Origin of the sequence: Corynebacterium sp. MSK158 (assembly GCF_030229085.1) — a bacterium.
Lineage (GTDB): Bacteria > Actinomycetota > Actinomycetes > Mycobacteriales > Mycobacteriaceae > Corynebacterium.
Genome location: NZ_JASPHJ010000012.1, coordinates 30226 through 45369, shown reverse-complemented (window position 1 = coordinate 45369; position 15144 = coordinate 30226). Strand labels below are relative to the sequence as shown.

General features: G+C 60.1%; 12 protein-coding genes and 1 tRNA gene. 6 read left to right on the top strand and 7 right to left on the bottom strand.

Annotated elements, in window-relative coordinates; genetic code table 11:
- Positions 1-32: 32 nt before the first annotated feature.
- Positions 33-356: a WhiB family transcriptional regulator gene (locus QP915_RS09570; protein WP_005323132.1), complete on the bottom strand. Its 324-nt coding sequence runs from the start codon at positions 354-356 to the stop codon at positions 33-35.
- Between the two features lie 144 nt (positions 357-500).
- On the opposite strand from QP915_RS09570, the gene QP915_RS09565 reads away from it, so the two are divergent.
- Positions 501-3008, top strand: coding sequence for a transglycosylase domain-containing protein (locus tag QP915_RS09565; RefSeq protein WP_284769179.1), 2508 nt, complete (start codon positions 501-503; stop codon positions 3006-3008).
- 27 nt (positions 3009-3035) lie between these two features.
- Here QP915_RS09565 and QP915_RS09560 read toward each other — a convergent pair whose 3' ends face one another.
- Complete coding sequence (locus QP915_RS09560; RefSeq protein ID WP_239278470.1) at positions 3036-3500, bottom strand: GatB/YqeY domain-containing protein; 465 nt, start codon at positions 3498-3500, stop codon at positions 3036-3038.
- A 33-nt stretch (positions 3501-3533) separates the two neighbouring features.
- Between QP915_RS09560 and QP915_RS09555 the strand changes: the two genes are divergently transcribed.
- On the top strand, positions 3534-4424 hold the full coding sequence (locus tag QP915_RS09555; RefSeq protein ID WP_284769178.1) for a metallophosphoesterase: 891 nt from the start codon (positions 3534-3536) through the stop codon (positions 4422-4424).
- Between the two features lie 78 nt (positions 4425-4502).
- A tRNA-Pro gene (locus tag QP915_RS09550) sits at positions 4503-4579 on the top strand.
- Between the two features lie 35 nt (positions 4580-4614).
- Here the strand turns inward: QP915_RS09550 and QP915_RS09545 are convergent.
- On the bottom strand, positions 4615-5979 hold the full coding sequence (locus tag QP915_RS09545) for a CitMHS family transporter (protein WP_284766135.1): 1365 nt from the start codon (positions 5977-5979) through the stop codon (positions 4615-4617).
- A 456-nt stretch (positions 5980-6435) separates the two neighbouring features.
- Positions 6436-7884, bottom strand: a complete 1449-nt coding sequence (locus tag QP915_RS09540; RefSeq protein WP_284769177.1) for a hypothetical protein — start codon at positions 7882-7884, stop codon at positions 6436-6438.
- Positions 7885-7970: 86 nt separating this feature from the next.
- Here QP915_RS09540 and QP915_RS09535 point away from each other — a divergent pair, with 86 nt between their 5' ends.
- Positions 7971-8567, top strand: a complete 597-nt coding sequence (locus QP915_RS09535) for a hypothetical protein (RefSeq protein WP_284769176.1) — start codon at positions 7971-7973, stop codon at positions 8565-8567.
- 91 nt (positions 8568-8658) lie between these two features.
- Here the strand turns inward: QP915_RS09535 and QP915_RS09530 are convergent, their stop codons facing one another.
- The gene (locus QP915_RS09530; protein ID WP_284769175.1) at positions 8659-10209 is read right to left on the bottom strand and encodes a catalase; all 1551 of its coding nucleotides are present in this window, start codon (positions 10207-10209) and stop codon (positions 8659-8661) included.
- Between the two features lie 106 nt (positions 10210-10315).
- On the opposite strand from QP915_RS09530, the gene QP915_RS09525 reads away from it, so the two are divergent.
- The gene (locus tag QP915_RS09525) at positions 10316-10858 is read left to right on the top strand and encodes an RNA polymerase sigma factor (RefSeq protein ID WP_284766139.1); all 543 of its coding nucleotides are present in this window, start codon (positions 10316-10318) and stop codon (positions 10856-10858) included.
- 284 nt (positions 10859-11142) lie between these two features.
- Positions 11143-12543 (top strand): YkvI family membrane protein, encoded by a 1401-nt coding sequence (locus QP915_RS09520; RefSeq protein WP_284769174.1) that lies wholly within the window; start codon positions 11143-11145, stop codon positions 12541-12543.
- A gap of 110 nt (positions 12544-12653) precedes the next feature.
- On the opposite strand, the gene QP915_RS09515 is transcribed toward QP915_RS09520, so the two are convergent.
- Both QP915_RS09515 and QP915_RS09510 read right to left on the bottom strand, forming a co-directional pair.
- Positions 12654-13685: an aspartate-semialdehyde dehydrogenase gene (locus QP915_RS09515; protein ID WP_284769173.1), complete on the bottom strand. Its 1032-nt coding sequence runs from the start codon at positions 13683-13685 to the stop codon at positions 12654-12656.
- Between the two features lie 34 nt (positions 13686-13719).
- Positions 13720-14985 (bottom strand): aspartate kinase, encoded by a 1266-nt coding sequence (locus tag QP915_RS09510; RefSeq protein WP_179387282.1) that lies wholly within the window; start codon positions 14983-14985, stop codon positions 13720-13722.
- Between the last annotated feature and the right edge of the window lie 159 nt (positions 14986-15144).

Sequence of the window (15144 nt, the reverse complement as noted above, 5' to 3'; positions counted from 1 at the left end):
ACTATTAAATACGCACTATGCCGTCTAAATTCTTAAATGCCGACGAGCTCGCCACCTTGGGCCAAGTAGTGGGCCCAGTCCGTGATGTGGGGGTTCTTGCGCAGCAGGGCTCGGCGCTGGCGCTCGGTCAGCCCGCCCCACACACCGAACTCGACGCGATTATCCAGGGCGTCGGCGCGGCATTCGGTCAACACCGGGCAGTGGCGGCAAATGACGGCCGCCTTGCGCTGTTCCGCACCGCGAACAAATAGGGCATCCGGGTCGCCCTTGCGGCATTTGGCCTGGGTGACCCACTCACCACGCTCGGGATTTCGGGCTGTATTAGACATTCCAGCAGTCTTCACACGAACGGTCATGGGTGAGTGTGCTCCTTCCCAGACGGAATACTATGTAACGCATCTGAGTCTATTCATCCAGGTAGAAGATTGTCTAACACGTCACACTTTAGGGGGTGCGAGTGATCTTCCACCTACCAAGGGCAACCACGTAGTGTATGGGGCGTGACTGTCATCAAATCTTTGGCCAAGATAGCCCTGTCTACGGTCTTGGTAGGTGCGCTCATCGCCCTGGCTCTTGCCCCCTTCGCGGGCATTTCCGGTGTAGCGATTGCCCGCACTAACGAAACCATGCAATCTGACCTGCAAGATCTGACTGCCGGCAATATCCCAGGCGTCACCACGATCAAAGACGCCAAGGGCAAGGACATGGCTTATGTCTTCAGCCAACGCCGCCACCCGGTAGAGAGCAAAAAGATCTCTAAGGCCATGAAAAACGCCATCGTCTCCATTGAGGACGAGCGCTTTTATGATCACGAAGGCGTGGACTTCCAGGGAAACTTCCGCGCGCTATGGACAAACCTGACGTCAGGCGGCGTCTCCCAGGGCGCTTCCACCATCGATCAGCAGTACGTCAAGAACTACCTGCTATTAGTTTCTGCCACCACCGATGAAGAGCGCGCCGCGGCCACCGAGCAATCCGTGGCCCGCAAGCTGCGCGAGATGCGCATGGCCACCAAGATGGATGCGGAATTGGATAAGGATGACATCCTCACCAACTACCTCAACCTGGTGTCTTTTGGTAACCATGCCTATGGCGTCGAGGCGGCGGCCCGCACCTACTTTGGCACGCATGCTTCCGAGCTCACGGTGCCGCAGGCAGCGATGCTGGCTGGCATGGTCCAATCCTCTGAGCGCCTCAATCCCTATACCAACGCCGAGGAAGTAACCGACCGACGCAACCTAGTCCTGCAATCCATGGCGGATAACGGCCATATCAAGCAACAGGAAGCGGATAAGTATAAGGAGGAGAAGCTGGGCGTCGGCAAGAAGCCTAAAACGCTAGCCAATGGCTGCATCGGCGCCGGCGACCGCGGTTTCTTCTGTGATTATGTACTGAAATACCTGGATAAGAAGGGCATTAGCGAGGAGCAGCTAGCGCGCGGCGGCTACACCATCAAAACCACGCTGGATCCAACGGTGCAGGATAAGGCCCTCGAGTCCGTCCAAAGCCATACCAATCCGGATGCCCAGGGCGTGGCTGAAGTCATGAACGTCATCAAGCCCGGCAGGTCGGACCGCAAGGTGCTGGCCATGGTCTCCTCGCGCGATTACGGCCTGGACCTAGATAAAAATGAGACCATCCTGCCGCAGCCCTACTCCTTAGTGGGCAACGGTGCAGGTTCCGTCTTCAAGGTCTTTACCGCCGCGGCCGCGCTCGAAGCGGGCTATGGCATCAAAAACACCGTGGATGTGCCCACCCGCTACGAGGCGGAAGGCCTGGGCCACGGCGGCGCCGCCGGCTGCCCGGCGGACCGCTACTGCGTGGAAAACGCTGGTGCCTATAAGGCCACGATGACGCTGCAGGAAGCGCTGGCACACTCCCCCAATACTCCGTTTATCAAGCTCACGGAGCAGGTAGGCGTGGCACCCATCGTCGATATGGCCGTGCGTTTGGGCCTGCGCTCCTACGATGACAAGGGCAGCTTTGATAAAGACACCTCGATTGCTCAGCACACCAAGGACGCCAACTCCGGCTCCTTCACCTTGGGCCCCGACCAGGTCAACCCGCTGGAGCTTTCCAATGTCGGCGCCACGCTGGCCGCGGATGGCAGGTGGTGTGAGCCTAACCCCATCTCCCAGGTCACGGATAAGGAAGGCAACGAGGTCTATCTCAAGGAAACCCCGTGTGAGCAGGCCGTTGATAAGGACGTAGCCCGCGCGATGAGCAATGCCCTGTCCGAGGACGCCAAGCAGGGCACCGCCAAGGATGCCGCCCAAGCGGCCGGTTATTCCAGCCCAATCGCGGCCAAGACCGGTACCACCGAGTCCAACCAATCCTCCGCATTTTTGGGATTCAACGAGGGTATTTCCGCCGCGCCGTATATCTATAACGATGGCACCTCCACCGTCCCGCTATGTACCGGGCCGGTGCGCCAGTGCGCGGGTTGGGGCAACCTCTACGGCGGCTTGGAACCGGCGCAGACCTTCTTCAGCATGGCTACGCAGCTGCCGATAGCGACCAAGGCCGGACTGCCGAACTACAACAAGAAGTACGACAACGGCACCACGGCCGATAAGACCCTTGATAGCCTGCGCGGCAAATCCGAGGCCGAGGCCCGCCAGACCTTGGAGTCCAAGGGCTACGTAGTCAAGACCTCCCGGGTTATCGGCGGCAATGTTCCTTATGGCCGCGTGGTTCGCGCGATTACCGGCAAGGACGGCAAGAAGAAGGGCGCGGAGATTACGCTGCAGCTTTCCGACGGCGCCGGGGCCTCCCAATCCTCTTCCTCCGGCGTGGCCGACGCCAACTCCACCGGCGCACAAAATAGCACCGGCGGCGGTAATGCCGACGGTGCTACGAGCCCGGGCCGCTCGACTGGCGGCACAGGCGGCGGAAGGGGCAACGGCGGTGGCGGTACCGGCGGCGGGTTCTCGCCGGAAGACTTTGGCATCCGCCAAGAGGACATCGATAGCTTTGCCAACGACATCCGCAGCCTGCTTGGCCGCTAAGCCTCGCCCGTTGCGGTCTCGCCCGTTTTAGCTCAGCTGGGACTTGACCTCAGCGGACAGGCGCTTGCCATCCGCCTGGCCGGCGGCCTTGGCATTGGCCACCTTCATTACTGCACCCATCTGCTTCATGGTGGGTGCTTCGCCGTTTTCGGCCTCAACCTCCGCGATAGATTCCTTCACCAAAGCTTGTAGCTCGGACTCGTCCAGCTGGCGGGGTTGGTAGGCCTCGAAGAAGGGGACGTCGGCAAGCTCGGCTTCCGCCAGCTCCGGACGGCCGTTGTCCTCATAAACCTCGGCGGACTCGCGACGCTTTTTGATTTCGCGCGCAATCACCTTGAGGATATCGGCGTCCTCCAGCTCATGCCGGGATCCATTGGTCTCCTCGGCCTGGATGGCGGCCAGCAAGGCGCGGATGGCGCTGGTGCGTTGCTTCTCCTTCGCCTTCATTGCGGTTTTCAAATCTGCACGGATGGTTTGCTTTAGCTCGCTCATGCCTATCAATGTACGCCAGGTAGTGTGGTAGCCGTGAAACTTTTACGTATTCTTGGCGGCCTCACCGCTGCCGGCCTGGGCGCCGCGGCATGGGGCTATAGCGAACTGACCAAATTCGAGCTCAAGGAATATACGCTCCCCCTCCTGCCCAAGGGCACGCTGCGCGGTAAGCCGGAATTTCGGCTGCTACATCTGTCCGATCTGCATATGATCCCCGGCCAGGAGACCAAGATTGCCTGGGTGTCTGCCCTCGACGCCCTGGAGCCGGACCTCGTGGTCAACACTGGCGATAATCTCTCCGATCAGCAGGCCGTTCCCGATACGTTGCGCGCGCTCGGCCCTTTGCTGGCCCGTCCCGGCCTCTTTGTTTTTGGCACCAATGACTACTGGGCGCCGCAGCCGGTTAACCCCTTCAAGTACCTGCTGGGCAAAAAGCGCGAGCCCTCCTATGTGGACTTGCCGTGGCGCGGCATGCGCGCCGCCTTCTTGGAGCACGGTTGGCGCGATGCCAATCAGGCCCGCCATGAATTCAAGGTAGGCAACGTCCGCCTTGCCGCCGCCGGCGTGGACGATCCGCACCACGATCTGGATGACTATTCCGAAATCGCCGGCCCGCCCAACGAGGACGCCGACTTGTCCCTAGCGCTCCTCCATGCCCCCGAACCCCGCGTGCTGGAGAAGTTTGCGGGCGATGGCTACCAACTTTCCCTGTCCGGCCACACCCACGGCGGCCAGATCTGTTTGCCCGGCTCCCGGGCGTTGGTTACCAATTGCGGCATCGATCGCGACCGCGTGCAGGGCCTCCACGACTTCGGCCCGATGAAGATGCATGTCTCCAATGGCCTGGGCACCTCCAAATTCGCCCCGGTACGCCTCTTCTGCCGCCCTTCCGCCACTCTGCTGAAAATCACCGAGGTGGACTAAACCCAGCCACCTGCCGTTTTGTTGATTGCGCTCAGCTTGCGTTAAAGTATCCAGGTACCGCTTTTCAAGGCGGAACGCCGGGATATGGCGCAGGTTGGTAGCGCGCTTCGTTCGGGACGAAGAGGTCGCAGGTTCAAATCCTGTTATCCCGACCAATAGCCCGCAGCTTTGCTGCGGGCCTTTTTCGTTATTACGCCAGCATTCCCGTAAATAGCGCCACGGCAACCAAGATGGCGGAGAAAATCCACGCAATTGGGAAAGCCAGCTTGAGGTATTTACCCATCTGACCTTCCGCAAGTCCCAGCGCCAGCCACAATGCAGGAGAGAAGGGCGAGACAAAGGTGCCCACCACGTTGCCGATAATGAGCGCGCAGGCCGCACCCATGCCGCTGACCCCAAAGCTTTCAACAGTTCCTTGAACAATAGGAAGCACTGAGAAGTAATAAGCATCCGTCGAGGTCAACAAATCAAGCGGCACACCGAAGAAGCCCACGATCACATGGAGGTGCGGTGCGACGCCCTCTGGTAGAACGTTTACTAGCGTCAGTGCGATTTCCTCAAGCATTTTGGTTTCATTGAGGACACCCAAGAACATCGCGGCTGCAAGGATAACGCCTGCCATGGCCAAGGCATTGGGCGCGTGCCGTCGCAGGGCCTCGCCCTGCTCCATGGGACCGCTGAAGTTAATAGCCAGAGTGATGGTCGTGGCAATGAGAAAGGCTGGGGCGGGCGGGACTACGCCCGAGAGCAAGGCCACTAGGACTGCAAGTGCAACGATGATATTGACCACGGTTACCCAGCGCCCTGTGCGGATGTGGTAGCCCAATTTATGTTGTTCACGCACCTGTGCAGCAGCGAATTCATCGGCCAATGCGTTAACGTCCACTGCAGTACCGCCTGCACATTCGCCGCTTTCACGCAGCCCCGCAACGCGGCGCTGTTCCCACCACCCCAGAAGCGCAGCCAAGAGGAATACCAGCACAATCGCCACGCCTTGAATAGGCAGGAGTTGCACCCAGATGGCATTGGGCTCCTGATCGACCACAGCACCGGCGCGGCCCAGCGGGCCGCCCCAAGGAACCATGTTCATGACCGAGGCGGCCATCGCCACAATGGTAATGAGCACGTAGCGCGACATGTTCAGCGCACGGTAGAGCGGTAACAGGGCCGGGATGGTGATGAGGAAGGTAGTAGAACCCGATCCATCAAGGTGCGCCACCACACCAATCGCCGCAGTGCCCAGCGTTACGGCCATGATCCTTCCCCGGGTGGCCTTGATGAGCGCGCGAATGACTGGGGTAAACAGGCCGACGTCTTGCAAAATGCCGAAGAAGATAATGGCGAAGATAAACATCACCACGACGTTGATGACGGAATTTAAGCCCTCGCTGAAAAAGTCAGATATTTCACCTAGACCAAATCCACATATTAAGGCGCCAACCACGGGTACCAGCGTCATGGGGATAATGGGATTTACTCGGCCGCGGATCAAAATTCCCACCGTCACGAAAATGATGATGAGGCCCATGGCCGTGAGCCCGAGCGGGGTCTGCATAGTGCTCCTTCAAAAGTCGACAACTCACGATGTCCTACGCTACGAATACAAGCGAGTGTGACTCAGATTAAACCCCCGGCTATCGACAACGCTACTACTACCCCCAAAGTCCACACCGATTTAAATTGAATTACCTATAGATAATCGCCACCACGAAGCAGTTCGCAATGCCTGAAAAAGTCCCACTGCAGCAAAAGCATTCTGGGAATTACACGGATTTTTCCGCAAAAATTGCAGCTAGACCCCCACATATGGGAAACGACGCGGTGCCCCTACAGCGCCGCGTCGTCCCTATTCCCTATCACTCACAACGGATTGGAGAAACCGTTCGCCTACCCCCTAAGTAGGCTTTGTGAGCAAGACCAACTGTAGCACTCGCGCAATGCAAACGGTAGCGCGAATCAAAGTTCCCAGCTTCCACCAATATTTTCTATTCTTAGGTGTGTTTTTTCAGACTTAATGAACCGTAGGTTTGGTTTTTCCTGTGGATGGAGCCCACCACTTTGCACTCAGCCCAATGAGAGTGATGGCGAGCAATACCGCAACGCCGGTCCACAGGATGGCCGGCTCGCCTTCGTTGCCCGCCGTTGTGACGGCCGCGGTAGTCCAATTCAGCGGCAAAAGATTAGAAACAATCTGCCAAATCTTAGAAACACCGGCAATTGCCGCGGATTTCCACAGCCATCCCACCAGCGCGGTCTGGCCGATGCCAAACAGCGCCGCGAGGATGCTGCCGGCAGTAATGCCGCATAGCCCGAGTAGGCCGCGGGTGATGGCCGCCATGGACAGCGCGCCCAGAAGGAGCGCCGCGCCGGCCCACACCGCCGCCACAGGGGTAAATCCGGTGGCAAGCACAAAGAGGAGGATTTCCCCGATGGCGACCGCGGCCAGCGTGCCGCCGAGGACTGTCAACCATGGGCGGAATCCCATCTGCCATGCCACACCGGCCGCGGCGCCTGCGAGCAAGACCAGGGCGGAGACCAGCATCGCCACGATAGGGCTGAGCAGATGTGCCGGGCCGTCGGTCGCGGTATGCGCTGGCGGCAGGGCACGCTGAATTTCACCCACATTGGTCTGGTTTTGGGCCGCCATGGTGGAGAGCTTGCCGGCGCCGTCATCAAGCTTGTCCACGCCCTCCTGCGCCTCACCAACGCGCTTGTTCAGCTCCGCGATGCCCTCGTTAAGCTCCTGCGCACCGGATACAGCCTGATTCACGCCATCGTGATAGGCATAGCCGTTGACCGCCAACTGATTCGACAGATCGCGCGATCCATCCTTGAGCTTCTTGAGCTGATCGGTCACCGAATTATCCAGGCGGAAATTATTCACCTGCGCACGGAGATCGCCCAGCTGCGAGCGAATTTCCTTCGCTTCCTTGGACTTATTTCCTTCCAGGTCGCGCATCGTGCCATCGATGGCCTGCAGAATCTGCCCTTGGACGGCACCGAGGCCCACCACCTGGTCCACGGCACCGCCGACACCATTGGCCAGCTCCGTTGCACCGCCACCGAGCGTATTAGTTCCGGACTGCAGCTGATTGAGGCCGGCTACCAATTCTTGGGAGCCCGTCGCCAGCTTGTCGACGCCCCCTCCGAGCTCATCCGCCCCCTTATTCAGCTCTCCCGTGCCGTCATCAAGCTGCGTGGCACCCGATTTAAGCATGCTCGCCTGTGCCTGCGCGCGGCTGGCCGCCTCGGCGGCTTCCTTCACCTCTGGCGAGGCGGAATTTTCCCGCGGCGCTCCAAACGGCTGCGCGGCGCTAGACCAGGTGTGGGCGGGTTCCCACTGCGCAAGGCCCGCCACCGCAGCCCCGATAATGAGCGGCAGGGCAAGCAGGAGGATCAAGAGGACGCTGCGCCACCGGGAGGGGGACGCAGCGTCTGGGGAGGCAAGGCGTGAGGTCATAGTATTGAACCTATCCTTGCAGGTCACTCCCCTGTTGCAGGCGCGCCGAGCACCCCCGCAATGGCAGTTCCTCTACGATATATGGCATGTCCCACAATTATTCCCTAGCCCCTTCCCGCTACCTCGCCGCCGCGGCCATCGCGCCGCTGTGTTTCAGCCTTGTTGCCTGCTCCAACGATGCCGATACGTCCGCAGAACCGGAGTTCTCCGACGCCACCGCCGCAAGCTCCTCGGCCACGGAGACCTCGTCCGAAGAAACCACGAGCGAGCCCGCAACTTCGGAAGCCGAAGACACCGCCACCGAGACTGTGGAGGCCGAGCCTACTTCTGCGGCGGCAGCTCCCGCTGAGGAGACCGCAGAATCCGCCAACGAGGAGAGTGCAGCCCCGGCCGCCGTACCCGCCGACACCGGCCGCGGCGACTGCTCCCCAGAAGCGCTACAGCCCGCAGCTCCCACCATGACCAACATCCGAGTCAATAATTGCGATGGCCAGTGGGCCCACTTTGGCAAAGACAGCACGGATTGGACTGCCTGGGCACGCTACGAGGGCGGCCAGTGGGTAGCCATTGAATCCATTGGCACGACAACCTCCGGCCTGGCCGCCCCGTGCTACGACGTGGATAAGTGGGCCGCTGAGGGCGCTCCCGCCTTTGTTACGGAAAAGATGCGCCGCTGCGACTAGCCGCACAGCAAGAAACCGCCCCCATACCGTGCAGTAAAGCAACTCGGTACGGGGGCGGCGTCGTTAGCACACAGGTGCTGCCGGGGAAAGATTACTTCTTCTCGGCGTAGACCTCGCGAACGCGCTGGCCAAGGGCTGGGTGCACGTTGGTCCAGTATTCGTAGACGCGCTCCTCGGTCTCCTCGGATACACCAGCCATCGCGTTGGTGATATTGGTGACCAGGCGCTCCTTGGCGGCATCGTCATAGACGTTCTCGTACAGGTCGCGCGCCTGCACGAAGTCATCGTCCTCGGCGTGGCGAACGTACGGTGCACGCACCAGGTCGCTGCCGTGAGACTCCGGATTGATGTAGAGCTCCGCCGCGGTGGTGGTCTCGAGCTGGGAGCGGTCGTTTACAGCGGCGTCGTCAAGCACGCCCGTGCCCTTCTCATAGCGGTTGGGCGAATAAACCGGATCCTCCGGAGCGTTGAAGAGGTACTGCATCGGGCCCTCATGCTCATAAGTATTGACCTGGTCCACATTCTGCGGCTGGTTGACCGGCAGGTGCTTATAGTTCGGTCCGATGCGGTAGCGCTGCTGGTCAGCGTAAGCGAAGACGCGAGCCTGCAGCATCTTGTCTGGGGATAGGCCAACGCCCGGCACAATATTGGACGGGTCGAGCGCCACCTGCTCAATCTGGGCAAAGAAGTTACGTGGATTGCGGTTGAGGACGAAGTAGCCCACATCATGCAGCGGGTAGTCCTTCTTAGACCAGACCTTGGTCAGGTCGAAGGGGTTGAAGCGGTAATTCTCCGCCTCATCCAGCGGCATGATCTGCACCTTCACGTCCCAGATCGGGTAGTTGCCTTCCTCGATGGCATTGTAGAGATCCTCGCGGTGGCAATCCGGGTTCTGGCCGGCGGTGGTAGTGGCCTCTTCATCGGTGAAGTTCTCCACGCCCTGGCGGGACTTGAAGTGGTACTTGACCCAGAAAGCCTCGCCTTTCTCATTGACCCACTGGAAGGTATGGGAGCCGTAGCCATTCTGGTGGCGGGTGGACTTCGGGGTGCCGCGGTCACCCATCAGATAGGTGACCTGGTGTGCAGATTCCGGGTTGCGGGTCCAGAAGTCCCACTGCATATCGGCATCGCGCAGGCCATTGGTGCCCAGGCGCTTCTGGGAGTGGATGAAGTCTGGGAACTTAATGCCATCGCGGATGAAGAAGACCGGGGTGTTATTGCCCACGATGTCGAGATTGCCTTCTTCGGTGTAGAAACGCAGGGCAAAGCCGTGCACATCGCGCCAGGTATCCGGGGAGCCTTGCTCGCCGGCCACGGTGGAAAAGCGGCCCATCATCGGGGTAACGGTGCCCTTCTGGAAGACCTTGGCCTTGGTATAGGCAGAGACATCTTCCGTGATGTGCAGCTCGCCGAAGGCGCCGTGACCCTTAGCGTGCGGCGTGCGCTCCGGCACGCGCTCGCGGTTGAAGTGCGCGAGCTTTTCAATGAGGTGGATATCATTCAGCGCCACCGGGCCCTGCTGGCCGGCGGTCACCGAGGTGTTTTCGGACGGCACCGGCTGGCCCGAGGGGCGGGTGGTATTTCCCTTGCCAGCGGCGCGCTGGCCCTTGTTCAGGATGTCATCAGCGGTAAATTCACTCATTCTTGCCTCCTGGCAATTCGCGGTCAGTTCCCTCCAGTGTGGCAAAACTTTGCACGGTTGTCAGGGCTCGCCAAAGAGAGTAAGAGGTGCTGGTAGATTCATTCAGGTGACTCACCACTCCGCAGCAGACGACGCCCGCGTCACCGACCTTGCCCTTCGGGCCGGTCGCGGCGACCGCGCGGCACTGACGGAGTTTATCAAGGCCACCCAGGATGATGTGTGGCGTTTGCTGGCGCACTTGGGCGGGCCCGAGGGGGCTGACGATCTCACCCAGGAGACCTATCTGCGCGTCATCAGCGCCTTGCCGCGGTTTGCGGCGCGGTCCTCCGCGCGCACGTGGCTGCTCTCCTTGGCCCGGCGCGTGTGGGTGGATAATATTCGCCACGATATGGCCCGGCCGCGAAAGTCTGCCACCGAGTACGAAGACGCGATGGGTGCGGCGCCGGAAGACTCCGCGGCGTGGAGCGACTGGATCGATGCCCGTACGCTTATCGACGCCCTCCCGGCCGACCGCCGCGAAGCCCTCATCCTTACCCAAGTGCTGGGCTATACCTATGAGGAGGCGGCCAAGATTGCTGGCGTGCGCGTGGGCACCATCCGCTCCCGCGTGGCGCGCGCCCGCAAGGATCTCATCGCGGGGACAGGGTAATACCCCCAAATAGTCCCCTGGGCTTGCGGAGTTAATTTCACTCCCAAATTGTTACGCTCTGGTTACCTTGTGCCCCACGGGCCCCAAATTTTGGCACTTAGCTGCGCTTTACGCGCCACGGCCGGGGTAAATGAGGCCACAGTTGGGGCGATTCTTGCCCGAAATATCTGTCCGATGTGTGGTTTATTAGACGTGTACACACGTGATAAATCGACCGTCGATCCGGGCCCGCGCGATACCAATGCCGGGCCCGGCGCGTGTGAGTAAGAGAGTTTCTCCCTTTCATGTTAAAACGCGCAATCGGAATTTCCATGGCGTTTATCGGCGTCGTCGTGGGCGCAGGCTTTGCCTCCGGCCAAGAGGCCATGCAGTACTTCGTGGCCTTTGGTAACTGGGGCCTGTGGGGCATCGCCCTGGCCGCTGGTTTGATGATGATCACCGGCGTATCCATCCTGCAGCTCGGCTCGTACTTCCAAGCCGAGGAGCATACCGCTGTCTACGACAAGGTCGCATCGCCGTTTACCGCCAAGATTTTGGACTGGTCCACCCTGGTGACCCTGTTCGCCATCGGCTTCGTCATGTTCGCCGGCGGTGGTTCGAATATCAATCAGCAGTTCCCGTCCGTCCCTGTATGGGTGGGCGCCACCGCCATGCTGATTTTGGTGCTGATCGTCGGCCTGATGGATGTCGACCGAGTAACTGCGGTCATCGGTACCATCACCCCATTCATCATTATCTTCGTGGTGATTGCCACCGGCTACACCATCTTGAATGCGGACGTTGATTTCTCTGCCATGAATGACTGGGCGGTCAATAATGTTGATACCTCGCTGCCTAATTGGTGGCTAGCCGCACTGAACTACACCGGCCTGAACGTGATGACGGCAGTATCCATGTCCATCGTTATTGGCGGTAACTTCCTGGATAACCGTGCAGTTGGCGTCGGTGGCCTCATTGGCGGCCTGCTCTATCTCATCCTGTTGGCCCTGCTGGTATTCGCCCTCTTCTTCGAGGCAGAAACCGTCAACGGCCAGGACATGCCGGTACTGAGCCTGATTACCAGCATCCACCCAGTCTTGGGCGTGCTGATGACCTTTGTCATTTACGGCATGGTCTTTAATACCGCCATCGGCATGTTCTACGCGCTGGGCAAGCGCTTGACCCGCAATAACCCCAAGCGCTTCTACCCGGTTTATGCCGGCGCCTGCATCATCGGCTTCATCCTGTCCTTCGTGGGCTTCCAGGCCTTGGTCAGCAACGTCTACCCGATCCTGGGCTACCTCGGACTCCTGATGATCGCGGTGATGGTCTTCAACCGCATCAAGAACGGCAGCAAGCTCGCGGACGAGTCCGACCGCCGCATGCGCGCCCATGAGCTGGTGTCCCGCCGCCTGGACCCGCGCAAGCGCTTTACCAAGAAGAACGAGCGCGAGCTGCGCAAGCTGGCTGCAGCGTCCAATATGGAAACCACCGAGTTCGTCACCAATATCGCAGAAGAGATCCACGAGGAGCTCGAAAATGATGATGATATTGAGTATGACCGCGAAGATCCGGAGCCGTCCGTGACCTACGTGCAGCACACCAAGCCGGAGGTTCCGTCGTCCACTAGCGACCTCGACTTTGGCAAGAAGGGCCCTGGTGCCGACTCCGGAACTGGCACCGCCAAGCCGGTTTCTGAGGACTAACCCCCTCGTCCACGGTTAATAAGCCAAAAGCTCGGCGCCCTCCTTCCCTTGCTATGGGGAAAGGAGGGCGCCGAGCTTTGTAGTGCAACGGGTGGCGAAGCGGCGCTGCTCTAGACGAGCAGCTCTGCAATCTGGATGGTGTTGAGAGCAGCACCCTTGCGCAGGTTATCGCCGGCGACAACGAGCACGAGGCCCTTGTTATCGTCCACCGTCTGGTCCTGGCGGATGCGGCCGACCAAGGACTCGTCGATGCCGGTGGCGGCGAGCGGAGTGGGGACGTCGGCAAGCGTAACGCCCGGAGCGCCACCCAAAAGCTCGGTGGCCTGCTCTGGGGTGATGGGCTTATCGAACTCAGCGTGAATGGTCAGGGTGTGGCCGGTGAAGACCGGGATGCGCACGCAGGTGCCCGCGACCTTCAGCTCCGGAATATCCAGGATCTTGCGGGACTCGTTGCGCAGCTTTTGTTCCTCGTCGGTCTCCAGAGAGCCATCATCAACCAGGTTGCCAGCCATCGGCAGGGCGTTATAGGCGATAGGTGCCACGTACGGGCCAAAGTCTTCGTCATTGAGCGCGGAACCATCGTGGACCAATCCCACATTGTGCTCACCAACGGAATAGACCTGCGCGGCCAGCGCCTGCACACCGGCCAGACCGGAGCCAGACACCGCCTGGTAGGAGGACACGTGGAGCTTATTCAGGCCAGCGGCATCGTGGAGGACTTTCAGCACCGGCATGGCCGCCATGGTGGTGCAGTTCGGGTTCGCGATGATGCCCTTCGGGGTGTTCTTGGCTGCCTCGGGGTTGACCTCGGAAACGATGAGGGGAACCTCTGGGTCCTTGCGGTAAGCCGAGGAATTATCCACCACGGTCGCGCCGGCCGCGGCGAATACCGGGGCCCACTGCTTAGAGGTGGAGCCGCCGGCGGAGAACAAGGCAATATCGACATCGGCAACGGATTGCTCGGTGACCTCAGCAAGGTCTTCTACGGTAATCTGCTCGCCGCGAAATTCCAGCTCGGTGCCGGCGGAGCGAGACGAGGCGAAAAAGCGCACCTTATCCGCCGGGAAATTGCGTTCTTCCAAGATGGAGCGCATAACGCGGCCGACCTGGCCGGTAGCGCCTACGACTGCAACAGTGGTCATGACTTAAAAATCCTCTGTAGTTGCTTTTGGGTATTTAACGTCCGGTTCCAGCATAAACCGTGGCTTCTTCTTCGCCACCAAGCTGGAACTTATCGTGCAGCGCACGAGCGGCCTTGTCCAGGTCAGCCTCGCGGGTGAGCACGGAGATGCGGATTTCGGAGGTGGAGATGAGCTCCATATTGACGTCAACGTCGCGCAGGGCCTCGGTAAACTCGGCGGTCACGCCCGGGTGGGACTTCATGCCGGCACCGACGAGGGAAACCTTGCCCACTTGGTCGTCGTAAAGCACATTGGCCCAGCCGCCCTCGGACTTCAGCTTGGTCAATAGCTCCATGGCGCGTGGACCGTCAGCACGCGGGCAGGTGAAGGTGATGTCGGTGGTGCCATCCTCCAGGGAGGAGACGTTTTGCAAGACCATGTCAATATTGATCTCTGCATCGGCAATGACACGGAAAACCTTCGCTGCCTCCCCGGGGCGGTCCGGGATTCCAAGGACGGTGACCTTTGCCTCGGACTTATCGGTTGCTACACCAGTGAGTACTGCTTCTTCCACAGGGATATCCTCCATCGATCCGGTCACTAGGGTGCCGGGGTCATTTGAATAAGACGAGCGAACTCGCAAGGGTACATTGAACGCGCGGGCATATTCCACGCTGCGCAGAACCAAAATCTTGGAACCTACCGCGGCCATCTCCAGCATCTCCTCGAAGGAGAGCTTCTCTAGCTTCTGCGCGTCTGGGACGATGCGCGGGTCTGCGGTATACACGCCATCGACATCGGAATAAATCTCGCACACGTCCGCATTCAGCGCGGCTGCTAGCGCCACCGCGGTGGTATCGGAACCGCCGCGGCCCAGCGTGGTGACATCGCGCGATTCCTTATTAACTCCTTGGAAGCCGGCGACGATGCAGATCTTGCCCTCATCGAGAGCTTCGGTCAGGCGGCCTGGGGTAACGTCCACGATGCGGGCATTGCCGTGGCGCTCGGTGGTGAGCACGCCGGCCTGGGAGCCGGTAAAGGACTGGGCATGGGCACCCAAGGATTCCACGGCCATGGCCACCAGCGCATTGGAGATGCGCTCGCCCGCGGTCAGCAGCATGTCCATTTCGCGCCGTGGTGGCACGGGGTTGACCTGGGCGGCAAGGTCGAGCAGCTCATCGGTGGTATCGCCCATGGCGGAGCACACCACGACGACGTCATTGCCCTGCTTCTTGGTGGCCACGATGCGCTCCGCAACGGCGCGAATGCGGTCTGCGGATTCGAGGGATGAACCGCCATATTTTTGCACGATCAGGGCCACGGTAAGGATGCCGCCTTTCGTCTTTCAAGGCACCCCTGGCGCGCGCGTCCGCACACCGCCAGAAATACCTGTCGGTCATTAGTCAAATACCCATGCTACCCCGCAGGGGCCTAGTCCTCATCATAATTCCTAGACAATGCTTGCTTTTTATTCACACAC

Excerpts from the sequence above, each read along its gene's own strand:
- QP915_RS09570 (WP_005323132.1), bottom strand. The coding sequence starts at position 356 with ATGACCGTTCGTGTGAAGACTGCTGGAATGTCTAATACAGCCCGAAAT.
- QP915_RS09560 (WP_239278470.1), bottom strand. The coding sequence starts at position 3,500 with ATGAGCGAGCTAAAGCAAACCATCCGTGCAGATTTGAAAACCGCAATG.
- QP915_RS09545 (WP_284766135.1), bottom strand. The coding sequence starts at position 5,979 with ATGCAGACCCCGCTCGGGCTCACGGCCATGGGCCTCATCATCATTTTC.
- QP915_RS09540 (WP_284769177.1), bottom strand. The coding sequence starts at position 7,884 with ATGACCTCACGCCTTGCCTCCCCAGACGCTGCGTCCCCCTCCCGGTGG.
- QP915_RS09535 (WP_284769176.1), top strand. The coding sequence starts at position 7,971 with ATGTCCCACAATTATTCCCTAGCCCCTTCCCGCTACCTCGCCGCCGCG.
- QP915_RS09530 (WP_284769175.1), bottom strand. The coding sequence starts at position 10,209 with ATGAGTGAATTTACCGCTGATGACATCCTGAACAAGGGCCAGCGCGCC.
- QP915_RS09520 (WP_284769174.1), top strand. The coding sequence starts at position 11,143 with ATGTTAAAACGCGCAATCGGAATTTCCATGGCGTTTATCGGCGTCGTC.
- QP915_RS09515 (WP_284769173.1), bottom strand. The coding sequence starts at position 13,685 with ATGACCACTGTTGCAGTCGTAGGCGCTACCGGCCAGGTCGGCCGCGTT.